At 63.8% G+C, this 16,362-nt stretch carries 16 protein-coding genes; 3 read left to right on the top strand and 13 right to left on the bottom strand.

Annotated elements, in window-relative coordinates; translation table 11 throughout:
* Positions 1 to 97: 97 nt before the first annotated feature.
* The gene (locus ACEN9T_RS07310; protein ID WP_413705940.1) at positions 98 to 1,747 is read right to left on the bottom strand and encodes a diguanylate cyclase domain-containing protein; all 1,650 of its coding nucleotides are present in this window, start codon (positions 1,745 to 1,747) and stop codon (positions 98 to 100) included.
* A gap of 543 nt (positions 1,748 to 2,290) precedes the next feature.
* Between ACEN9T_RS07310 and ACEN9T_RS07305 the strand changes: the two genes are divergently transcribed.
* The gene (locus ACEN9T_RS07305) at positions 2,291 to 3,772 is read left to right on the top strand and encodes an AMP nucleosidase (RefSeq protein WP_092975103.1); all 1,482 of its coding nucleotides are present in this window, start codon (positions 2,291 to 2,293) and stop codon (positions 3,770 to 3,772) included.
* Positions 3,773 to 3,778: 6 nt separating this feature from the next.
* On the opposite strand, the gene ACEN9T_RS07300 is transcribed toward ACEN9T_RS07305, so the two are convergent.
* Entirely contained in the window at positions 3,779 to 4,696 is a 918-nt protein-coding gene (locus ACEN9T_RS07300) for a LysR family transcriptional regulator (protein WP_260772916.1), read from the bottom strand.
* Positions 4,697 to 4,760: 64 nt separating this feature from the next.
* Between ACEN9T_RS07300 and ACEN9T_RS07295 the strand changes: the two genes are divergently transcribed.
* Positions 4,761 to 6,395, top strand: a complete 1,635-nt coding sequence (locus ACEN9T_RS07295) for a M20/M25/M40 family metallo-hydrolase (protein WP_413705939.1) — start codon at positions 4,761 to 4,763, stop codon at positions 6,393 to 6,395.
* 13 nt (positions 6,396 to 6,408) lie between these two features.
* Here the strand turns inward: ACEN9T_RS07295 and ACEN9T_RS07290 are convergent, their stop codons facing one another.
* The 11 genes from ACEN9T_RS07290 to ACEN9T_RS07240 form a co-directional block, all read right to left on the bottom strand.
* Positions 6,409 to 7,935 carry a carotenoid oxygenase family protein gene (locus ACEN9T_RS07290; RefSeq protein ID WP_092974923.1) on the bottom strand — a complete coding sequence of 509 codons (1,527 nt, stop codon included), beginning with the start codon at positions 7,933 to 7,935 and terminating at the stop codon, positions 6,409 to 6,411.
* Between the two features lie 19 nt (positions 7,936 to 7,954).
* Positions 7,955 to 8,395 (bottom strand): DUF2141 domain-containing protein, encoded by a 441-nt coding sequence (locus tag ACEN9T_RS07285; protein ID WP_092974920.1) that lies wholly within the window; start codon positions 8,393 to 8,395, stop codon positions 7,955 to 7,957.
* A 221-nt stretch (positions 8,396 to 8,616) separates the two neighbouring features.
* Positions 8,617 to 8,838, bottom strand: coding sequence for a hypothetical protein (locus ACEN9T_RS07280; protein WP_092974917.1), 222 nt, complete (start codon positions 8,836 to 8,838; stop codon positions 8,617 to 8,619).
* A gap of 98 nt (positions 8,839 to 8,936) precedes the next feature.
* Positions 8,937 to 9,728 carry a phytanoyl-CoA dioxygenase family protein gene (locus tag ACEN9T_RS07275; protein ID WP_413705938.1) on the bottom strand — a complete coding sequence of 264 codons (792 nt, stop codon included), beginning with the start codon at positions 9,726 to 9,728 and terminating at the stop codon, positions 8,937 to 8,939.
* Between the two features lie 125 nt (positions 9,729 to 9,853).
* A complete protein-coding gene (locus ACEN9T_RS07270; RefSeq protein ID WP_413705937.1) occupies positions 9,854 to 10,714 on the bottom strand; it encodes a glycosyl transferase family 90 in 861 nt (286 codons plus the stop codon).
* Positions 10,715 to 11,245: 531 nt separating this feature from the next.
* Positions 11,246 to 11,566, bottom strand: coding sequence for a copper-binding protein (locus tag ACEN9T_RS07265; protein WP_092974911.1), 321 nt, complete (start codon positions 11,564 to 11,566; stop codon positions 11,246 to 11,248).
* Between the two features lie 37 nt (positions 11,567 to 11,603).
* Positions 11,604 to 12,092, bottom strand: coding sequence for a plastocyanin/azurin family copper-binding protein (locus ACEN9T_RS07260; RefSeq protein ID WP_092974908.1), 489 nt, complete (start codon positions 12,090 to 12,092; stop codon positions 11,604 to 11,606).
* A gap of 37 nt (positions 12,093 to 12,129) precedes the next feature.
* Positions 12,130 to 13,428 (bottom strand): multicopper oxidase domain-containing protein, encoded by a 1,299-nt coding sequence (locus ACEN9T_RS07255; RefSeq protein ID WP_413705936.1) that lies wholly within the window; start codon positions 13,426 to 13,428, stop codon positions 12,130 to 12,132.
* A 2-nt stretch (positions 13,429 to 13,430) separates the two neighbouring features.
* Positions 13,431 to 14,840: a TolC family protein gene (locus ACEN9T_RS07250; RefSeq protein ID WP_092974902.1), complete on the bottom strand. Its 1,410-nt coding sequence runs from the start codon at positions 14,838 to 14,840 to the stop codon at positions 13,431 to 13,433.
* An 8-nt stretch (positions 14,841 to 14,848) separates the two neighbouring features.
* Positions 14,849 to 15,190 carry a hypothetical protein gene (locus tag ACEN9T_RS07245; protein WP_413705935.1) on the bottom strand — a complete coding sequence of 114 codons (342 nt, stop codon included), beginning with the start codon at positions 15,188 to 15,190 and terminating at the stop codon, positions 14,849 to 14,851.
* Positions 15,191 to 15,286: 96 nt separating this feature from the next.
* Complete coding sequence (locus ACEN9T_RS07240) at positions 15,287 to 15,604, bottom strand: hypothetical protein (protein WP_413705934.1); 318 nt, start codon at positions 15,602 to 15,604, stop codon at positions 15,287 to 15,289.
* A gap of 250 nt (positions 15,605 to 15,854) precedes the next feature.
* On the opposite strand from ACEN9T_RS07240, the gene ACEN9T_RS07235 reads away from it, so the two are divergent.
* Positions 15,855 to 16,358: an acyl-CoA thioesterase gene (locus ACEN9T_RS07235; protein ID WP_092974893.1), complete on the top strand. Its 504-nt coding sequence runs from the start codon at positions 15,855 to 15,857 to the stop codon at positions 16,356 to 16,358.
* Positions 16,359 to 16,362: the final 4 nt, after the last annotated feature.

Here is a 16,362-nt window from a genome sequence, read left to right as displayed (position 1 = left end):
AGCCGCGCATGCGCGGTGGTCCCGCGCATGTATCCATTCTTCCGATGCACTTGCTGTTGCGTAACAAGGCAATGCCGTAGCCCTACGAATGGGCGGTCTACTCCCGGCCCGCAACACTCCGCAGCCCCGGCGGACTCTGATGAAAGCGGAATGTATTGCGCCCGCTGCGCTTCGCATCGTAGAGCGCCGCATCGGCCCATTCGAACAGAGCGTCCACGTGTTCGTCGGCGGGCGTGAGCGTGACGGCGCCGGCTGACAGCGTGACGTACGGCGCGGCAACAGACGCCGCGTGCGGTTCGGCTCGTTCGGCCACCATAGCCACGGCCCGCGCAACCGCCTGCCGGGCCTCGTCGCGGTCCAGGTCAAACAGCATGGCGACAAATTCTTCGCCGCCCACCCGCGCAATGAAGTCATCGGGGTGCCGGCACGCCATGCCCAGCGTGTCGGCCACCATGCGCAGGCAATCGTCGCCGCGCAGGTGGCCGTAGGTGTCGTTGTATTGCTTGAAGCAGTCGATGTCGAACAGCGCCAGCGTGACTGGGCGCTTGTCGCGGCGGGCGTGGTCGAACAATCGCGGGGCCTGCGTTTCAAAAAAGCGGCGATTGAACAGCTGCGTGAGTGCGTCGCGGTTGACGTCGTTCTCCAGCACGCTGAGCAAGGCGCGCGTGCGCTGCAGCTCGCCGCGCAGCGCATCCTGGGCGCTGGCCATGCCGGCACGCTGCAACTGCTCGACCGTCACGTCGCGCAGCAGCAGGAAAACGCCGGCATGCCGGCCGCGCGCGTCGCTCAAGCCCTCGAGCGTGACTTCCAGCGTGCGGCCCGTGTCGGGCAGCCAGACTTGGTAGCGGTTGGGCAGGCGCGTACGCTCAAACTCGCGCACGATGCCGGCCACGTTCAGCACGGCGGGCGGCATTGCATGCACCTGTGCAGTCGGCAACAGGTACTTCGCGGCGGCATTGATGCTTGCGATGGAACCATCGCGGGCCAGCACGATGCAGCCGTCACGCATGGCTTCGATGATCTTGCCGCGGGCATAAGCGGCGGTGTCGCGAAGGCGCGGCCGCAAAACGATCCAGCCGAGCAACGCGGTGCTGACGGCAAACGTGGCGGGGGTGAGATCGCCGCCGAGCGCCGTCGTCCAGCGCTGCAGATAGGCAAGATGCGCGACCAGCGGCAGCAGTTGCCCGATGACAAGCGCCAGCCGCACCTGCGTGCGCGACGACACATAGAGCCCGGAGGCAACTTCGTCGATGGGCAATACCAACAGCACAAGGCTGATGGCCAGCAGCACGTAGTTGTAGGCGGTGGCCACCCAGAACATGCGCCCGTGCTCGAACACCGCGCCCCGTATCCCGTCGATGACGACGAAACGCGCATCAAGCCATACTAGGTGATGCAGTTCATTGGTAGCGACCAGCCCGACGAATCCGGCGCCCACGAGCAGCGCCAGCAGCCAACCCACGCGCACCAGCACCAATGCATTGAGTTCTGGCCGGATGAGGCCAACGACCATGCGCAGCCATGCGGCCGGCACCATCATGATCCCGAGATAGGCGACCTTGGCCCAGCCCACGCGCGCGGGCATGTCAAAGGTCACGACCTCCATGAGGCGCGCGCCGCTCCAGAGCGCGGTACCGAGCGCCAACAGCATGAAGGCGGAGACTTCCGCGTCATCGCGGCGCGGCCATGAGAGGCCGATCAGCGCGATCGAAACGAGCGCAGCGCAAGCCAGTGCAGCGATCAGCATGATCGGCACGCCCGGCGCGCATGGCGATGCCGGCGAATGACGACGCCAGCCGGTTGGTCCACGTGTATTCCCCGTTCGGTTGTTGTTCTTGCAGTGTATTGGGCACTGTTGCCGTGCGATTGACTGCGTGGTGCGCACCCGATCACCTTCCCCTCCCATCGGCAGGAAATGTAAAAACTGAAGGCCCGTGCGGCTTTGCGGCGCATGGCGCGGCCTACGCGTGCTGAGAGGGGCATATCGAGCTGCAGACGAATTCGTTTGCGCGACGTAGAAATCACCTTCGTGCTTGACTGCCGAAAAGCTCGGAGGTGTCACGCGCACCGTGTTTTTTGGGTATTGGGCGCGGAGGCCGTGCTGCGCTTTCCCGCTATGCAGAGGGGGATTGGAGCGTCGCCAATTGGGTGCCGTCAAGCCCTCCGGACGACCCCTGCCACAGGCCGACCGGACAACGTTTTTGCCCTGGCGCGAACGTCCCGTTTCAGATGTCGTGACTTGAGCGACACCGCTATCTTGGCTTCACAAAACGTCGGTATCATCGAACACATGACCGATACCCGCGCCACAGCCCATCTCTATCCTGCGCACGACCTGGCGATCTGCACCGACGCCAACACCGCCGTCGAGCGCATCACCGCCATCTACGAGCGCTCCGCACAAGCGATCCGCGATCGTTTCCACGCCTTTGCGCGCGGAGAGGACTGCAGCGAAGACCTCTCCGCCTGCTACCCCTACCTCGGCATCACCGTCGATCCGAAAACGCTGGTGAGCGACGCGCGGCCGGCGTGGGGCACGGTGGCATATCCGGGCGTGTACGGTACGACGCTCACGCGGCCGGACCTCTTCCGCGATTACTACCGCGTACAGATCGAACGGCTGCTGCACTATCACAACAGCCCCGTCGTGGTGGGCGTGAGCAACCGGCCGATTCCGCTGCCCTTCGTGGTGGAAGCGTCCACCGTAGATATCACGCCCGAACAGGCGCGCGCGCTGGGCGGTGCGTTTACGCTGCCCGACCTCGCACAGATTGACGACTCCATTGCCAACGGCACGTACCGCCCCATCGGCGACGAACCGCAGCCGCTGTCGATGTTCACGGCCGAGCGGGTCGACTTGGCCCTGCAGCGCCTGTACCACTACACCGCCACGCACCCGAAGCACTTCCAGCGCTTCGTGCTGTTCACCAACTACCAGCGCTACGTCGATGAGTTTGCCGCCCTCGGCCGCAAGCTGATGGAAGACGGCAACGACGAGGGCTACATCCGCTTTGTCGAGCCCGGCGACACCGAACACGAACTTGGCACGCCCGCGCCGGACGACTCGCACCGCATCAAGGGCCTGCCGCAAATGCCCGCCTACCACCTGGTGCGCGAAGACCGCCTGGGCGTAACTCTGGTGAACATTGGCGTGGGCCCGTCCAACGCGAAGACCATCACCGACCATCTGGCCGTGCTGCGTCCGCACTGCTGGATGATGATCGGCCACTGCGGCGGCTTGCGCCGTTCGCAGCAGCTGGGCGATTACGTGCTCGCGCACGCCTATGTGCGCGACGACCATGTGCTCGATCAGGATCTGCCGCCGTGGGTGCCCGTGCCCCCCATCGCCGAGATTCAGGTGGCGCTGCAGGAGGCTGTAGCGCGCATCACGGGGCTGTCGGGCGCCGACATGAAATCGCGCATGCGCACCGGCACGGTGGTCTCCACCGACGACCGCAACTGGGAGCTGAAGTACCAGGCGCTGTACAGCCGCTTCAATCAGTCGCGCGCGATTGCCATCGACATGGAAAGCGCGACGATTGCCGCCAACGGCTTCCGCCTGCGCGTGCCCTACGGCACCCTGCTGTGCGTGTCGGACAAGCCGCTGCACGGCGAGCTGAAGCTGCGCGGCATGGCCAACCTGTTCTATCGCCAGCGTGTCAGCCAGCATTTGGACATCGGCATGGAGGCCGTGCGCCTGTTGCGCGAAAGTGGCGTTGAAGCGCTGCACTCGCGCAAGCTGCGCAGCTTTGACGAGCCCGCGTTCCGGTAGCGCGGGTCAGCGCGGGGGCTGCTCCGGCAGCGCCTCGCGCAGGAAGTCGAGAAACACCCGCACCACCTCGGGCAAGGTGCGGCCCGCCAGGGTCTGCAGTTCCACCGTCCGCCCGCGCATGCCGCGCTCGCGGATCTCCGCGGCATGCAGCTCACCGCGCTGCACGCGCTCGCGCACGGTGATCTCCCCGGCAATGCCCAAGCCGCCGCCTTGCAGCACGAAACTCAACAGCCCATCGAAGCGGTTGCTGACCAGCACCGGCTCGAACACGAGCCCGCGTTGACTGCAGCCCATGTCGAACAGCTGGCGCACCGTGTTGTCCGGCCCCGAAAGCGCAATTGGAAATGGGTGCATCTGCGCCAGCGTCACGCTGCTGAACTTCGCCAGCGGGTGGTCGGGCCGCATGATGGCAAACACTGAGCCACGCTGCTGATACGCCACGCGAATGCCGTGCACGGCGGCGCGACTGTAGGTCAAGCCGATGTCCACGTCGCCACGCAAGACGGCCTCTGTCACGCGCATCGGCTCTTCTGCGCGCAGATCGAACTGAATGCCCGGATGCCGCTCCCGAAACGCCACGATGGCGCGTGGCACAAACTCGATCGCAAAGCCATCGGAGCACGCGATGCGCACTCGGCCTCGCTGCAGCCCTTGCAGGCGCTGAATATCCGAGACCACGCGCTCTGCCTCCAGGGCCCCGCGCAGCGCATGCGCGGCGAGCAGCTCGCCCGCTGCGCTGGGCCGCATACCGCGCGGTTGCCGCTCGAACAGCGGCACGCCCAGAAGCTCTTCAAGCATGGCCACTTGCCGGCTGATGGCCGATGCGCTGACGTGCAGGCGCGCGGCCGCCTCCGTCAACGAGCCAGTGCGCACAACCTCGAGAAAATAGCGGAGGGACGTCTCCTGCAGGCGATGAGATGACATAAGCGATGTAGGCGCGGGCCCTTTTGCTTTGCAGAAAACGCAAAGATATCCCAAGAAAATTCTAATGGTCAAAAAGGTGTGGTATGCGCAGACTCACCCGGAACTGTTCGACCAGCGGAGTGTCCTGATGCCCCTTCAGCAAGCAGCCCGTCAAACGACCGCGCACCGCGCTTCCCATCGCCTCCGGGCCGTGGTGCCGGCCCTCATGCTCGGTGCCGCTGGCCTAGCCGGCGCCGCCGAGCTGTCTACGGCAGACGCCGAACGCCATGCCCAGGCAACCTACCGCGAATACTTCGAGCTGCTTTCCCTGCCTAACGACGCCATCGCGCCAGAGGATGTTCGCAAGAATGCCGACTGGCTGGAGCAGGCGTTCCGCAAGCGCGGCTTCACGACAAAGCAATTCGCCAACAACGGCAAGCCGATGCTCTATGCGGAAATGCCGAACCCGGACGCTGCCCGCAAAACGGTGCTGTTCTACATGCACCTCGACGGCCAGCCCGTGATTCCCGCGCAGTGGGCACAGAAGAGCCCGTGGACACCCGTGCTCAAGCACAAGACCGCTCAGGGCAACTGGGAAGAGATCGACTCGGCGCAGTTGTTCAGCGGCCCGCTCGATCCGGAATGGCGTGTCTTCGGCCGTTCGTCTGCCGACGACAAGGGCCCGATCATGATGATGCTGGTCGCCCTTGACGCATTGAAGGCCGGCGGCGGCCAGCCCGCCGTCAACATCAAGATCATTCTCGACAGCGAGGAAGAGAAAGGCTCGCCGTCGATCAGCAAGGTCATGCAGGCAAACCGCGAGCTGCTGCGCTGCGACGCCATCGTCATCCACGACGGCCCCATGCACGCGACCAACCGGCCAACGCTGGTCTTTGGAAACCGCGGCGCGGCCGAAGCCCGGCTGACCGTCTATGGCGGCAAGGTGCCGTTGCACAGCGGGCACTACGGAAACTACGCCCGCAACCCGGCCCAGCAGTTAGCCAACCTGCTGGCATCGATGAAGAACGACGAGGGCCGGGTGACGGTGCCGGGCTATTACGACCACGTGAAGATCAGTGCGGCCGACCGCAAGATCATGGCCGCCGTGCCCGACGACCAGGCAGCGCTCAACAAGCGCCTGGGCATTGCGCATGCCGACAAGGTCGGCGCCAATTACCAGGAAGCGATGCAGTACCCATCGTTGAACGTGCGCGGCATGGCGTCTGCGGCCGTGGGCGACAAGGTGGCGAACATCGTGCCCGACAAGGCCGTCGCCGAACTCGACCTGCGCACCACGCCAGACTCCACTGCGGCCTACCTCGGCAAGCTGATCGAGCAGCACGTCGAGCGCCAGGGCTACCACCTCGTCAAGAACGCGCCGACGGATGAAGAGCGCAGCCGTTACGACAAACTGGCCACCTTCACGTATCAGAGCGAAGGTGCAGACGCTGCCGGTTCACCGATCGACTCGGCAGTGGGAACATGGGCCTACAAATCGCTGACCGACACGTTTGGTGCCAACCCGGCGCCGGTTCGCATCCGCATGATGGGCGGGACCGTGCCCACCGCAGAAATCGTCGGTGTGCTGCAGGTGCCCTTCGCGATCATTCCGCTGGTCAATGCCGATAACAATCAGCACGCTGCCAACGAGAACCTCCGGATGGGCAACTACGTGAGCGGCGTGCGCACGATCTACGGCCTGCTGACGCACCCGCTCTGACGGGCCACTCTGCCTATGCGGGGCGAAACAGCCCATGCAGCCCGAGCGGCGCCACGCCGTTCAGGCTTGCCATGGCGACGGGCCCCGCAGAAACACTCTGTGCATCGAACGCCGTCAATCTGGTGCAGCCGGCGTCTACATCGAACACCGTGCCGATCAGCCAGCCCTCGCCTTCACGCGCACTGGCCGATGCCGGCACGAACACGTGTTCTTCCACCAGCGTGCGGTGCCCGAAGCGGTACTGCTGCACCTGCCCCGAATTCGTATCGACGCGCATGACGGTGTCGAATCCATTCAGCGGCTGAGAGCTGCTGCTGGACGACGGCGCCGTGTGGGCCACCATGAACAGCGCGTGATGACGCTGCGCGGTGCGGCGTGTGTCGATCTTAGGGAATTCGGCCACATGCTCGGTGCTGAACTGCTCGGCGCGGCCGGTGCGCAGGTTCAACTGCACTTGCGTAAGGCGAGCGCCGGGCGACGGACGAATCTGCCCGCGCATCAATTCACGCAGCGACGTGGTGACGACCGAGGCATCGTCCGAGCGGATGTAATCGAGATGGACCTCCAGCCCATCCGGCGACGACCACGCATTGCCCAGATGGAAGACGAAGCCGGCCGGCAACTGCAGCCAACGCATGCGCGTGACGTCGTCCTTGTCGAGCACGAGCACACGCATGCCCAGCTCCGGCCGCCAGACATGGGAATCCAAAAACGACTTGCCTGCGCGCGAGCGTTCCACGTCGTACACGAACGGCGGCAGCAGAAACACCAGATGGCGCTGCGTTACTGCAAAGTCATGCACCATCGCCACGTCCGGCACCTTGAGCGTTTCCACACGTTTGAGTGCGCCGTCCGCACCGACGCAGTAGACGGTCAGCAGACTGGCCGCGCTGCTCACGCCAAAATTCCATAGCGTGCCGTCGGCTTCGACCTTGGGATGGGCGGAAAACGGCATGCCCTTGTAGTCGTCGCGCCAGGTCTGCACCCCCAGCGTGCGCAGTGAATCGGGATCGACACGCGTGGCCGAGCCACCTTCCCACAGCGCGAGCATCTCGTCGCCGTGCATCACCAGGCTGGTGTTGGCCACATTGATGCTGTCAGGCGATGCAACCGGCTCCATGTCGGGGTTGGCGGTGCCGAACGTCGCGCGCAACGGCCGGCCGGCGGCGGTGTCGGCAACAAACTTGTCGGTGCGCACAAACACGCCGCGGTGCGTCACACCCTGCTCGCTGATGTCGTAGCGCTGGATCATGCCGTCGCCATCAAACAGATGGTGGTAACGCACGCCGCCGATCTCATGCCGCGCTGGGCCATTTCGATAGAACGCGCCGCGCAACGCGGGCGGGAACCTGCCTTCCACTTTCAGCGCGCGAGTCGGCATGTCGGCACTGACGCCCTGGTAACCCGCCAGCCACGGATACTGCGCGCGCGCCGCTGCAAACCCCGCAGCCCACGGGTCCGGGGTGGCGGCCATTACATCGGTCAGGGTCAAGCCAAACGGTGCGGCGCCCAAGGCCGCAATGAAGGATCGGCGTTGCATGACGGGGCCTCGCTCAACATCAATGCAAGTGAATCGTCACGCGCTGGTCGCCCTGCACGTCGATGGCAGCATCGTCAAATGCGGGCGGGCCGAAGCGGCCGCGTGCATCGCGGCTAAAACCGTAAGGCTCGATGGGAATGCCGGCCGGGTTGGTGCCGAGCTTGGCGTCGTTGTTGGCGTCATGGAAGACCGACAACGCGTAGCGCCCCGCCGGCAAATCCGGATACACGAAGGTGACGCTTGCGCCGGACACGCTATCGAGCGCAGCAATGTCAGCCCGGATGGCCGAATCGGGCTTGAGCCAGCCCGCGGCGTCGCGGAACATCGCCGCGCGCACGGCGCCCTGGCGCCCTTGTGCGCCTTCCACCACCACAGTCAGCGTCGCGGCGGATGCACTTGCTGCAAGTGCTGTCAGCATCAGGGCCAGCGCAAGGCGCGGCAAAGAAAACATGGCAGTCATGAACGTCTCCTGTGGGCCCGGCGATGCGTTTGCAGGCCGGCGATCAGGAGGCAATGTAGACAGAGACTTCAGGACAGTCAGCGCGGATGCGACGAAGTGCAGATGCCACGGCGCAAACGGTCGCTTGCGAGAGATGAGCGCATCACTGCAGCTTGAAGGGAGCACGTGAGAGGTGCTGACTAAAACGCCCGCGAGGTCGGCGGGCGCTTTGTGGGGTGATGCTAATGCGGCAAGCTAGACAAGCGGTGCTCGGCCAGCAACACACTCGCACTCAGGGCAAGCTGGGCGGAGATGAAGCCTTCCGGCATCTCAACGTCTTCCCAGTCACACACGATGTGGCCGGCGCGACAGACTTGGAAACGGGCCGTCCATCGATGATCGTCGCGTTGCAGCGGATCAACGACGATGACATGCGCTCCATGTGTCACTTCCTGAATCGCCATTGTGATTCCCCCGTTCGTGATCGTTGGGAGACCACCTTAGCAAAGGCACATGACACAAATCTGTCCGCCGCCCACCTACAAATGGGGGAGGACGCACCTCATCCGACCAGCGGATCGGGCCGGGCAGACGAGCGCGTGCCAGGCAGCGGATGGTTATTGGGGCCGTAATACGTGAACACCGCCGAGAACTTGACAGCGCCCGTCTGGTTGGCGCGGGCCGCATGGAAGGTGTTGCAGTGGAAGAGCAGCACGTCGCCGGGTAGCAGCGGCACGGGGCGCGCGGTGTCGATCAGCGCGCGATTCTCTTGCAGCTCCTGGCGCAGGAACAGCTTCGCATCGAACCGATCCGCAGGCAGCTCAAGCGTGTGGCTGCCGGGGATCACCCACAGGCAGCCGTTGTCGACCGTCTCTTCCACCAAGGCCAGCCACGACGACACCAGCGCGTTGCGTGCGAACGACCAGTAGCGGCTGTCGCGGTGCCAATGCGTGGCGGTGCCAAACGCGGGGTGCTTCGTCATCACGCAGTTGTGGTGCGCGAGCGAAAGATGCACGGGGCTACCAATCAGTTGCGCAATTGCGCCGGCCACGCGTGGGTCGCGCGCCCATTCCGTATAAGGCGTGCCGCGTGAATCTGCGTCGAGCAGGCGGCGCACCGTCTGCCCCCCCTCGGCTTCGCGCGAGAGCGGTGCCCCGGCATAGCCGACGTCGGTTTCCAGTTCCACCGGCGCTTCAGCGCGGGCCAGTCCGTCCTGCGCGGCCGCAAGCAACGCGGCGCTCACCTGCTGGCTGACGAAGCCGCGCAACACGACGTAGCCGTGCTCCTTGAAGAAGGCTTGTTGCTCGTCGGAAAGCGGGCGGGCGTGGGTGGCGGTGGGGGCAGACGCGGACATGGTGGAAAAAGCGTACGGAGACGGCGAAAGACAACGAGTGTAACGCGCCGCCGTATGCGTTGCAGGCCCGCCCCACGACTGGCCTGCTCAGGATCAAACGCAATGCGCGTTGTCCCGATCGGGCTTTACCAAAAGGCTTGTTGGCCCGACAGCCGGAAATATTTTGCAATCACCATCAACCCGAGTAAGCGCTCCTGATCGCGATTCATGAATTGCGCCACCCAGCGATTGGCGTTGCGGACGATCGCCAGTGCATCGCCCGGGTGCTTCCGGTAATGCTCCATTTTCTCCTGAAGATCAGAATAATCGTCCTTCAGCAAAACATAATGCACATCCGGAATCAGCCTCCCCTCCATGAACCACGTCTCATACCGGGGGCGCCTCATAAAGCAAAGCGAATTGGAGGACATGATCCATTTGAGGTTCGTCGCAACGTCGTTCCCCTCGACACTCACAATGAATTTGTATTGCAATTGCTCGGCAATCGTCATGGGAGACTTGTAAGTCGCCTTCCCAAGCTCTGATTTTCGAGTATCGCCAATATCAACGTTTGCCAAGTCGTGACAACGCTCGACAAACGCTTTGCGATGTTCTTGGTGGCAAGGACCGCGAAAAACCGCCATGGGCTTCTTGTCGTGAAAATCGATCGTGTCGCGCGCCAGTGAAAAATGCCGGATGGCGTCCAGCTTCAAGAGAATCCCATTATGGGAGCTGCTCTTGATGGGGCGGCTTTTCACAAATGCCGGGTGAATCGGCTCGGCCGTCACGTCGCCGCAGTCGTAGTCGAAGCAGTAGCCCGGGCCAAAATAGTCCATCAGATCGACAAGATCATAGAAATAGGTGCTGCCTATTTCACGGCCCTTGTTCACAATGGTGCTGGTTGAAGATTTCAACAAGAACCTTGAATACTCGACGGCATTGCGGCTTGGGTCGAATGACTCCGAAATCGAGTTGTAATAACTCAATCGATCGATGATATCTTGCATGCCACTGTGAGCGCCTTTTCTTTTCAGGAGAGTCTCGGCTCTTCCATTTTTTGTAGCGCGCGCCAGGAAATGGCTTGAAGCATTCGAAAAGTAATACCAGAATTTTCTTGCAGAGAATCTGCTCAAGCGGTATTTGAGATGACGCATGAACCAAAAGTTGCCGCGGAAATTGAACCCAGGGCGTCGCTTTCGAGCGAAATGTTCCAGCCCCCAATACGCAGATAAAGTAGCGCATGAACCACTTTCTGCCCGCCGCTGACGCACGGTGCGGCCGATCGTGCATCTGCCACCAGACGGCACATCGACCCCGTTTGCCACTCGCATTCGCGGCGGCCCTCACTTTACCGTAAGTACCCTGCGGCTCATTGTGTTTCTTGGGGCCGAGCCGCCCGCTTCGGCAGTCGCCCCGCTTCGCGTCGCTCGGCTGTTGTCCCGGCGTAACACTTTGCTGCCGTCCGAGGCTGAACGCGCCATGTCAGCCTCGGCCACGGCATTGACGGGGCGGGCAGCCGACAGGCGCCCGCCTTCGTGTTATTGCACGTCCAATGCGGTCACGGTCAACGCACCATTCACCTTCTCGGCGACAAAGCGCACTTTGCTGCCAACCTGCACTTTGGCGAGCATTGCCGGATCCTGGACTCGGAACACCATCGTCATGGGTTCCATACCGAGGTTCTCAAGCGGGCCGTGCTTGATGGTCAGCTTGCCCGCAGCGGTGTCGATCTTCTTGATCTCACCTTCTGACATCGGGGCAGCAGCGGCAGCCGCAGGGGCGGAAGCGGCATCTTCAGCCGCGTGAACAAACGGTGCACCGGCCAGCAGCACGGTCAGCATCAGGGCGTGACGAAACATCTTGGGCTCCTTGTTCAAAGACGGGGTCGGGAAGAAATCAGGATTTGTTGCCGCGCACCTGCACGGCGCCGCGCATGCCGGCTTCGAAATGTCCGGGCTGCAGACACGCAAAATCGACGGAGCCGGTGCGCGTGAAGTGCCAGACGATCTCGCCGCGCTGTCCTGGGTCAACGGTGACGGCGTTGCCGTCGGCGTGCTCCATCTCGGGGTGCTTGCGCATCTGCTCGGCATGGGCTGCGAGGTCGGCCGGCGTGCCCAGCGTCATCTCGTGCCGCACGTGGCCGGTGTTGACGACTTCGAAGCGGATCGTCTCGCCGCGCTGCACCGTGATCTGGGCAGGCGTGAAGCGCATGGTGTCGGCCATGTCGACACGCACGGTGCGTGAGATGTGGGCGGCGTCGCCGGGTTCGCCGATGGCTGCATCGTCATGATCATGCCCGCCGGCGTGACTGCCGGATGCGTGAGCGATAGCGGCCATCGACATCAGCGCGGCCAGGAAGGTGGAACGGATCAGATTGCGTTGCATGTTGGGTCTCGTATTGGATGTGGATTCAGGCATTTGCTCAGTCGTCGATGCCGGTGCCGGTGTATTCGTAGGCGACGGTGCTCTTGGGGTGCTTGTACCAACCGGGGTCTGCGTAGCTGTTGCGCGGCAGATCGCGGCGCACCTTCATCACCGTGAACATGCCGCCCATTTCAATGGCGCCGAACGGGCCCTGCCCCGTCATCATCGGCAGCGTGTTGTCGGGCAGCGGCATTTCCATCTCGCCCATGTCGGCCATGCCGGCCTGGCCCATGCCCATGTAGTCGGGCACCAGCGCGTTCATCTTCTTGGCGAGGTCTTTCTGCTGCACGCCGATCATGGTCGGCACGTTGTGCCCCATGGCGTTCATGGTGTGGTGCGACTTGTGGCAGTGGAAGGCCCAGTCGCCGGGGTTGTCGGCAATGAACTCGATCGCGCGCATCTGGCCCACGGCAATGTCGGTCGTCACCTCCGGCCAGCGCGCGCTGGGCTGGACCCAGCCGCCGTCGGTGCCGGCCACTTCGAAGGTGTGGCCATGCAGGTGCATCGGGTGGTTCGTCATCGTGAGGTTGCCCATGCGGATGCGCACGCGATCGCCAAGGCGTACGGGCAAGGGGTCGATGCCGGGGAAGACGCGGCTGTTCCACGTCCACATGTTGAAGTCGGTCATCTGGGCCACGCGCGGCGTGTATGACCCCGGGTCGATGTCGTACGCGGCGAGCAGGAAGACAAAGTCGCGGTCGACACGGTGCTGCGCCGGGTCTTTCGGATGCACGACGATAAAGCCCATCATGCCCATCGCCATCTGCACCATCTCGTCGGAATGCGGGTGATACATGAAGGTGCCGGACTTCTTCATCTCGAACTCGTAGACGAAGGTCTTGCCCGGTGGAATGTGCGGCTGCGACAGGCCGCCCACGCCGTCCATGCCGGCGGGCAGGATCATGCCGTGCCAGTGCACCGTGGTGTGCTCGGGAAGCTTGTTGGTGACGAAGATGCGCACGCGATCGCCTTCCACGCATTCGATCGTCGGGCCGGGGCTCTGGCCGTTGTAGCCCCATAGGTGGCCCGTCATGCCGGGCGCAAACTCGCGCTCGACCGGCTCGGCGACGAGGTGGAACTCCTTCCAGCCGCCGCGCATGCGCCACGGCAGCGTCCAGCCGTTGAGCGTGACGACGGGGTTGTACGGCCGGCCGTTGGGGGGCGCGAGCGGGGGCTGTGTGGCGGGCTTTGATTGGAGCGGTGCTTCAGGCAGCGAGGCAGCGCCGGCGCGCGAGACCATCGCCGCGCCCAGCATGGCCGCGCCCGTGCCGCCGAGAAATTGACGTCGGGAAACCATGTTCAGTGTCCTTCAGGAGAGTTGGGCGCAGGAGCGGCCGCGTTCGCTTCGGCCGGCGGCAACTTGCCGCCCAGCGCCATCTGCAAATCGGTCTGGGCAATCCAGTACCCGCGCAGCGCGTCGATGTAGCCGTTCACCGCATTCACCTGCTCGCGCGCATCGGCCAGCAGCTCGAACACGCTCACGAGCATGCCGTTGTAGCGCAGCAGCATCTCGTCGGAGATGCTCTTGCGCACGGGCACCACCTCGTCGCGATAGTGGCGGGTAAGGTCATATGCCGTCTGATAGCGTACATACGATTCGCGCACTTCGGAGCGCGCCCGCACCGCCGTGTCGGCAAGCTGATCGGCCGCCTGCATGTAGATCGACTGCGCGCGCGCCACACGGGCGCCGCCCCAGTCGAAGAGCGGGATCTCGATGCCGATCTCGTAGCCCGTTTCGCGTGGCTCGTTGGATTTGCTATTGCGCACGTAACCGAGGTCGAGCACGTTGATGAAGCGCGTTGCCTTTGTGAGCCCCAGCGACGACGCCAACCCCTCGACCTGCAACTTGCCCGCCTGGATGTCGAGCCGATTGCGCAACGCGTAGGCCTCGATCTGCTGCAGCTCGGGGCGATCCTTCGGCAGGTCGGGCAGCCGATCCGGCAACTGGAAGCCGGTATCTGCGCCCCACACCCCAAGCTGGCGAATCAACGCCTCCCGTTCCGCCTGCGCCTGCTGACGCGTGCGCGCCAGAGTGGCGGTCGCTTCCGCATAGAAGGCCTGTTCGCGTGCACGATCCAGCTTGCTGAAGTTGCCTGCGGAAGCCAGACGCTTGGCGAACTCGGCACCGGCTTCTGCGGCTTGCTGAACCTGCTCCGCATAGCGTGCGGATTGCTCCGCCGCCACGGCATTGACGTATGCGCGGCGTGTATCGGCGGCCACCTGCAGCATCTGGTTGGCGACCAGCAGCTTGGTCTGCTCGAAATATCGGCTCTCAATGCGCGTGGCCATCGGCAGCGTCAGCAGGTTCAGGAACGACAGCGAGAACGTGCGCTCGATCGACAGGTCATCACCGCTGCGTGTGCGTTTGAAACTGAAGCCGGGATTCGGCAAGCGGCTGGCCTGCACGAGCGCGGCTTCGGATAAACCCAACTCCGCATATGAAGCCTGCAGGCCACGGTTGTTCAGCAACGCGATCTGAACGGCGCTGTCCATCGTCAGCGGCTGGGCGAGCAGCTCGTGCGTGCGTTGCGCGGCGCTGTCGCGGGCTTCTGGTGAACGCTGCCACGTGGCGTCTTTGCCGAGCCGATCGCGCGCCACGTCGGCAACGGTCTTGAAGCCGCTGTCTTGCGTGATGGTGGCGCAGCCGCCCAGCAGCAGCGTGGCGGCCAGCGCGCACAGGGCGAGACGGCGTGTGGATGATCTGAGCACGGCGCCTCCTAGTGGTGATGCATGCCGGGCATGGACCCGCCGGCAGGCTTGTTGGAGGTGGCGGCTGGGGCGCTCTCGGGCATGACGTGCCCCGCATGGCCGCCATCCGCAGAAGCGTCTGACTTGGGGCTCACGGCCGCGTTGGTCTCGCGCCAGGGCGCGGGGCCGGTATCGCGATACGCGCGGTAGCTGTCGAATGTGCGCGGCGCGGCTACAGCCGGCACAGCCGCGTCCGCATTCAGTGGATCAGATGGGGAAGCTGTCGGCGCAGACGCCCCGCCCTGCGCCAAAACCCATGGCGGCGCCAACGCCAGTAGCGCGGCGGCCACGAACCATCGTGTGGAAAGCATGAGAAACCTCGATCAAGCGTGATGACATACGGCCGTGTGTCGCACACGGAGCCGTAGAACCAGAGGCCAGCCCGCTCTATGGACGGACTGGTGGCGTCAAACGCGAATCGAAGGTGGACGTTGCAGCGCTTCGGGAATGAAGCTGCGGAAGGAAACGGCGAGGCCACGCGGCGCGTCGGCCGGCAGCTTGATCAGCGGCACGCCAAGGCTGGCGGCCAGGGGAACGACCGACCCGAGCGAACAGGCCGCGCAGATCGGGCAGGTCTTGCAGTGCGACTGCGCCGGCGCTTTCGGCTCGCTGTCGGCAGCCACGGCGTCTTCATGCTCATGGCAAGCGTCGGACATGACGGCGCCATCATCCGGCATTGCCATGGCAACCATTGCATCGTCCATTGCACCGCCGCGCGCCATCATGGTCGTCGCGGCAAACCCTTGCAGGGGCAGTGCCAGGACAACCAGCCAAAGCAGGAGGCGGGTCAGCAAGCGGTGCATGGAAAACAGGACGGGCTGAAAATCGTTTGCGGCAGAAACCGCTAGTGTAGCGCGATGTCATCAAATTTCGAGCAATGCAGCACAAGATGAGTTGAGCGCGGCACAATGACGGCCTGCTGCGTACCCATTTCTGCGCGCCCTGCTTTCCCATCATTCCAGCTTCAACGCCCCCATGAATACGCAATCCCACCAGCTCAGCATGACCGTGCTGATGACGCCTGACATGGCAAATTTTTCCGGCAACGTGCACGGCGGCCACATCCTGAAGTTTCTCGATCAGGTTGCGTATGCGTGCGCGAGCCGCTACGCCGGCCGCTATGTCGTGACGCTGTCGGTGGACCAAGTGGTGTTTCGCCAGCCGATTCACGTGGGTGAACTGGTGACGTTCCTCGCATCGGTCAACTACACCGGCCGCACATCGATGGAAATCGGTATCAAGGTCGTTACGGAGAACATCCGCAACCAGGTCGTGCGCCATACCAACAGCTGCTATTTCACGATGGTGGCCGTGGACGACGACGGCAAACCGGCCGACGTGCCGCCGCTGGCGCCCGCCAACACCGAAGAAAAGGAACGCTTCGAAGCCGCGCAGCAGCGCCGCGCGCTGCGTCAGGAAATGGAAGCCCGACACAAAGCGATCAAGGCAACCTACAGCACGCCGGCTTCAGGCAGCTGAACTG

Source organism: Ralstonia sp. Ralssp110 (assembly GCF_047325135.1).
Classification (GTDB): Bacteria; Pseudomonadota; Gammaproteobacteria; order Burkholderiales; family Burkholderiaceae; genus Ralstonia; species Ralstonia mojiangensis.
Note: the sequence above shows the minus strand (reverse complement) of the source record. Positions and strands in the feature narration are given on the sequence as shown.

Coding starts and splice junctions, on each gene's coding strand:
- ACEN9T_RS07310 (WP_413705940.1), bottom strand. CDS start 1,747: ATGCTGATCGCTGCACTGGCTTGCGCTGCGCTCGTTTCGATCGCGCTG.
- ACEN9T_RS07235 (WP_092974893.1), top strand. CDS start 15,855: ATGAATACGCAATCCCACCAGCTCAGCATGACCGTGCTGATGACGCCT.
- ACEN9T_RS07260 (WP_092974908.1), bottom strand. CDS start 12,092: ATGCAACGCAATCTGATCCGTTCCACCTTCCTGGCCGCGCTGATGTCG.
- ACEN9T_RS07280 (WP_092974917.1), bottom strand. CDS start 8,838: ATGGCGATTCAGGAAGTGACACATGGAGCGCATGTCATCGTCGTTGAT.
- ACEN9T_RS07300 (WP_260772916.1), bottom strand. CDS start 4,696: ATGTCATCTCATCGCCTGCAGGAGACGTCCCTCCGCTATTTTCTCGAG.
- ACEN9T_RS07255 (WP_413705936.1), bottom strand. CDS start 13,428: ATGGTTTCCCGACGTCAATTTCTCGGCGGCACGGGCGCGGCCATGCTG.
- ACEN9T_RS07285 (WP_092974920.1), bottom strand. CDS start 8,395: ATGACTGCCATGTTTTCTTTGCCGCGCCTTGCGCTGGCCCTGATGCTG.
- ACEN9T_RS07305 (WP_092975103.1), top strand. CDS start 2,291: ATGACCGATACCCGCGCCACAGCCCATCTCTATCCTGCGCACGACCTG.
- ACEN9T_RS07275 (WP_413705938.1), bottom strand. CDS start 9,728: ATGTCCGCGTCTGCCCCCACCGCCACCCACGCCCGCCCGCTTTCCGAC.
- ACEN9T_RS07290 (WP_092974923.1), bottom strand. CDS start 7,935: ATGCAACGCCGATCCTTCATTGCGGCCTTGGGCGCCGCACCGTTTGGC.
- ACEN9T_RS07265 (WP_092974911.1), bottom strand. CDS start 11,566: ATGTTTCGTCACGCCCTGATGCTGACCGTGCTGCTGGCCGGTGCACCG.
- ACEN9T_RS07240 (WP_413705934.1), bottom strand. CDS start 15,604: ATGATGGCGCGCGGCGGTGCAATGGACGATGCAATGGTTGCCATGGCA.
- ACEN9T_RS07270 (WP_413705937.1), bottom strand. CDS start 10,714: ATGCAAGATATCATCGATCGATTGAGTTATTACAACTCGATTTCGGAG.
- ACEN9T_RS07295 (WP_413705939.1), top strand. CDS start 4,761: ATGGTCAAAAAGGTGTGGTATGCGCAGACTCACCCGGAACTGTTCGAC.
- ACEN9T_RS07245 (WP_413705935.1), bottom strand. CDS start 15,190: ATGCTTTCCACACGATGGTTCGTGGCCGCCGCGCTACTGGCGTTGGCG.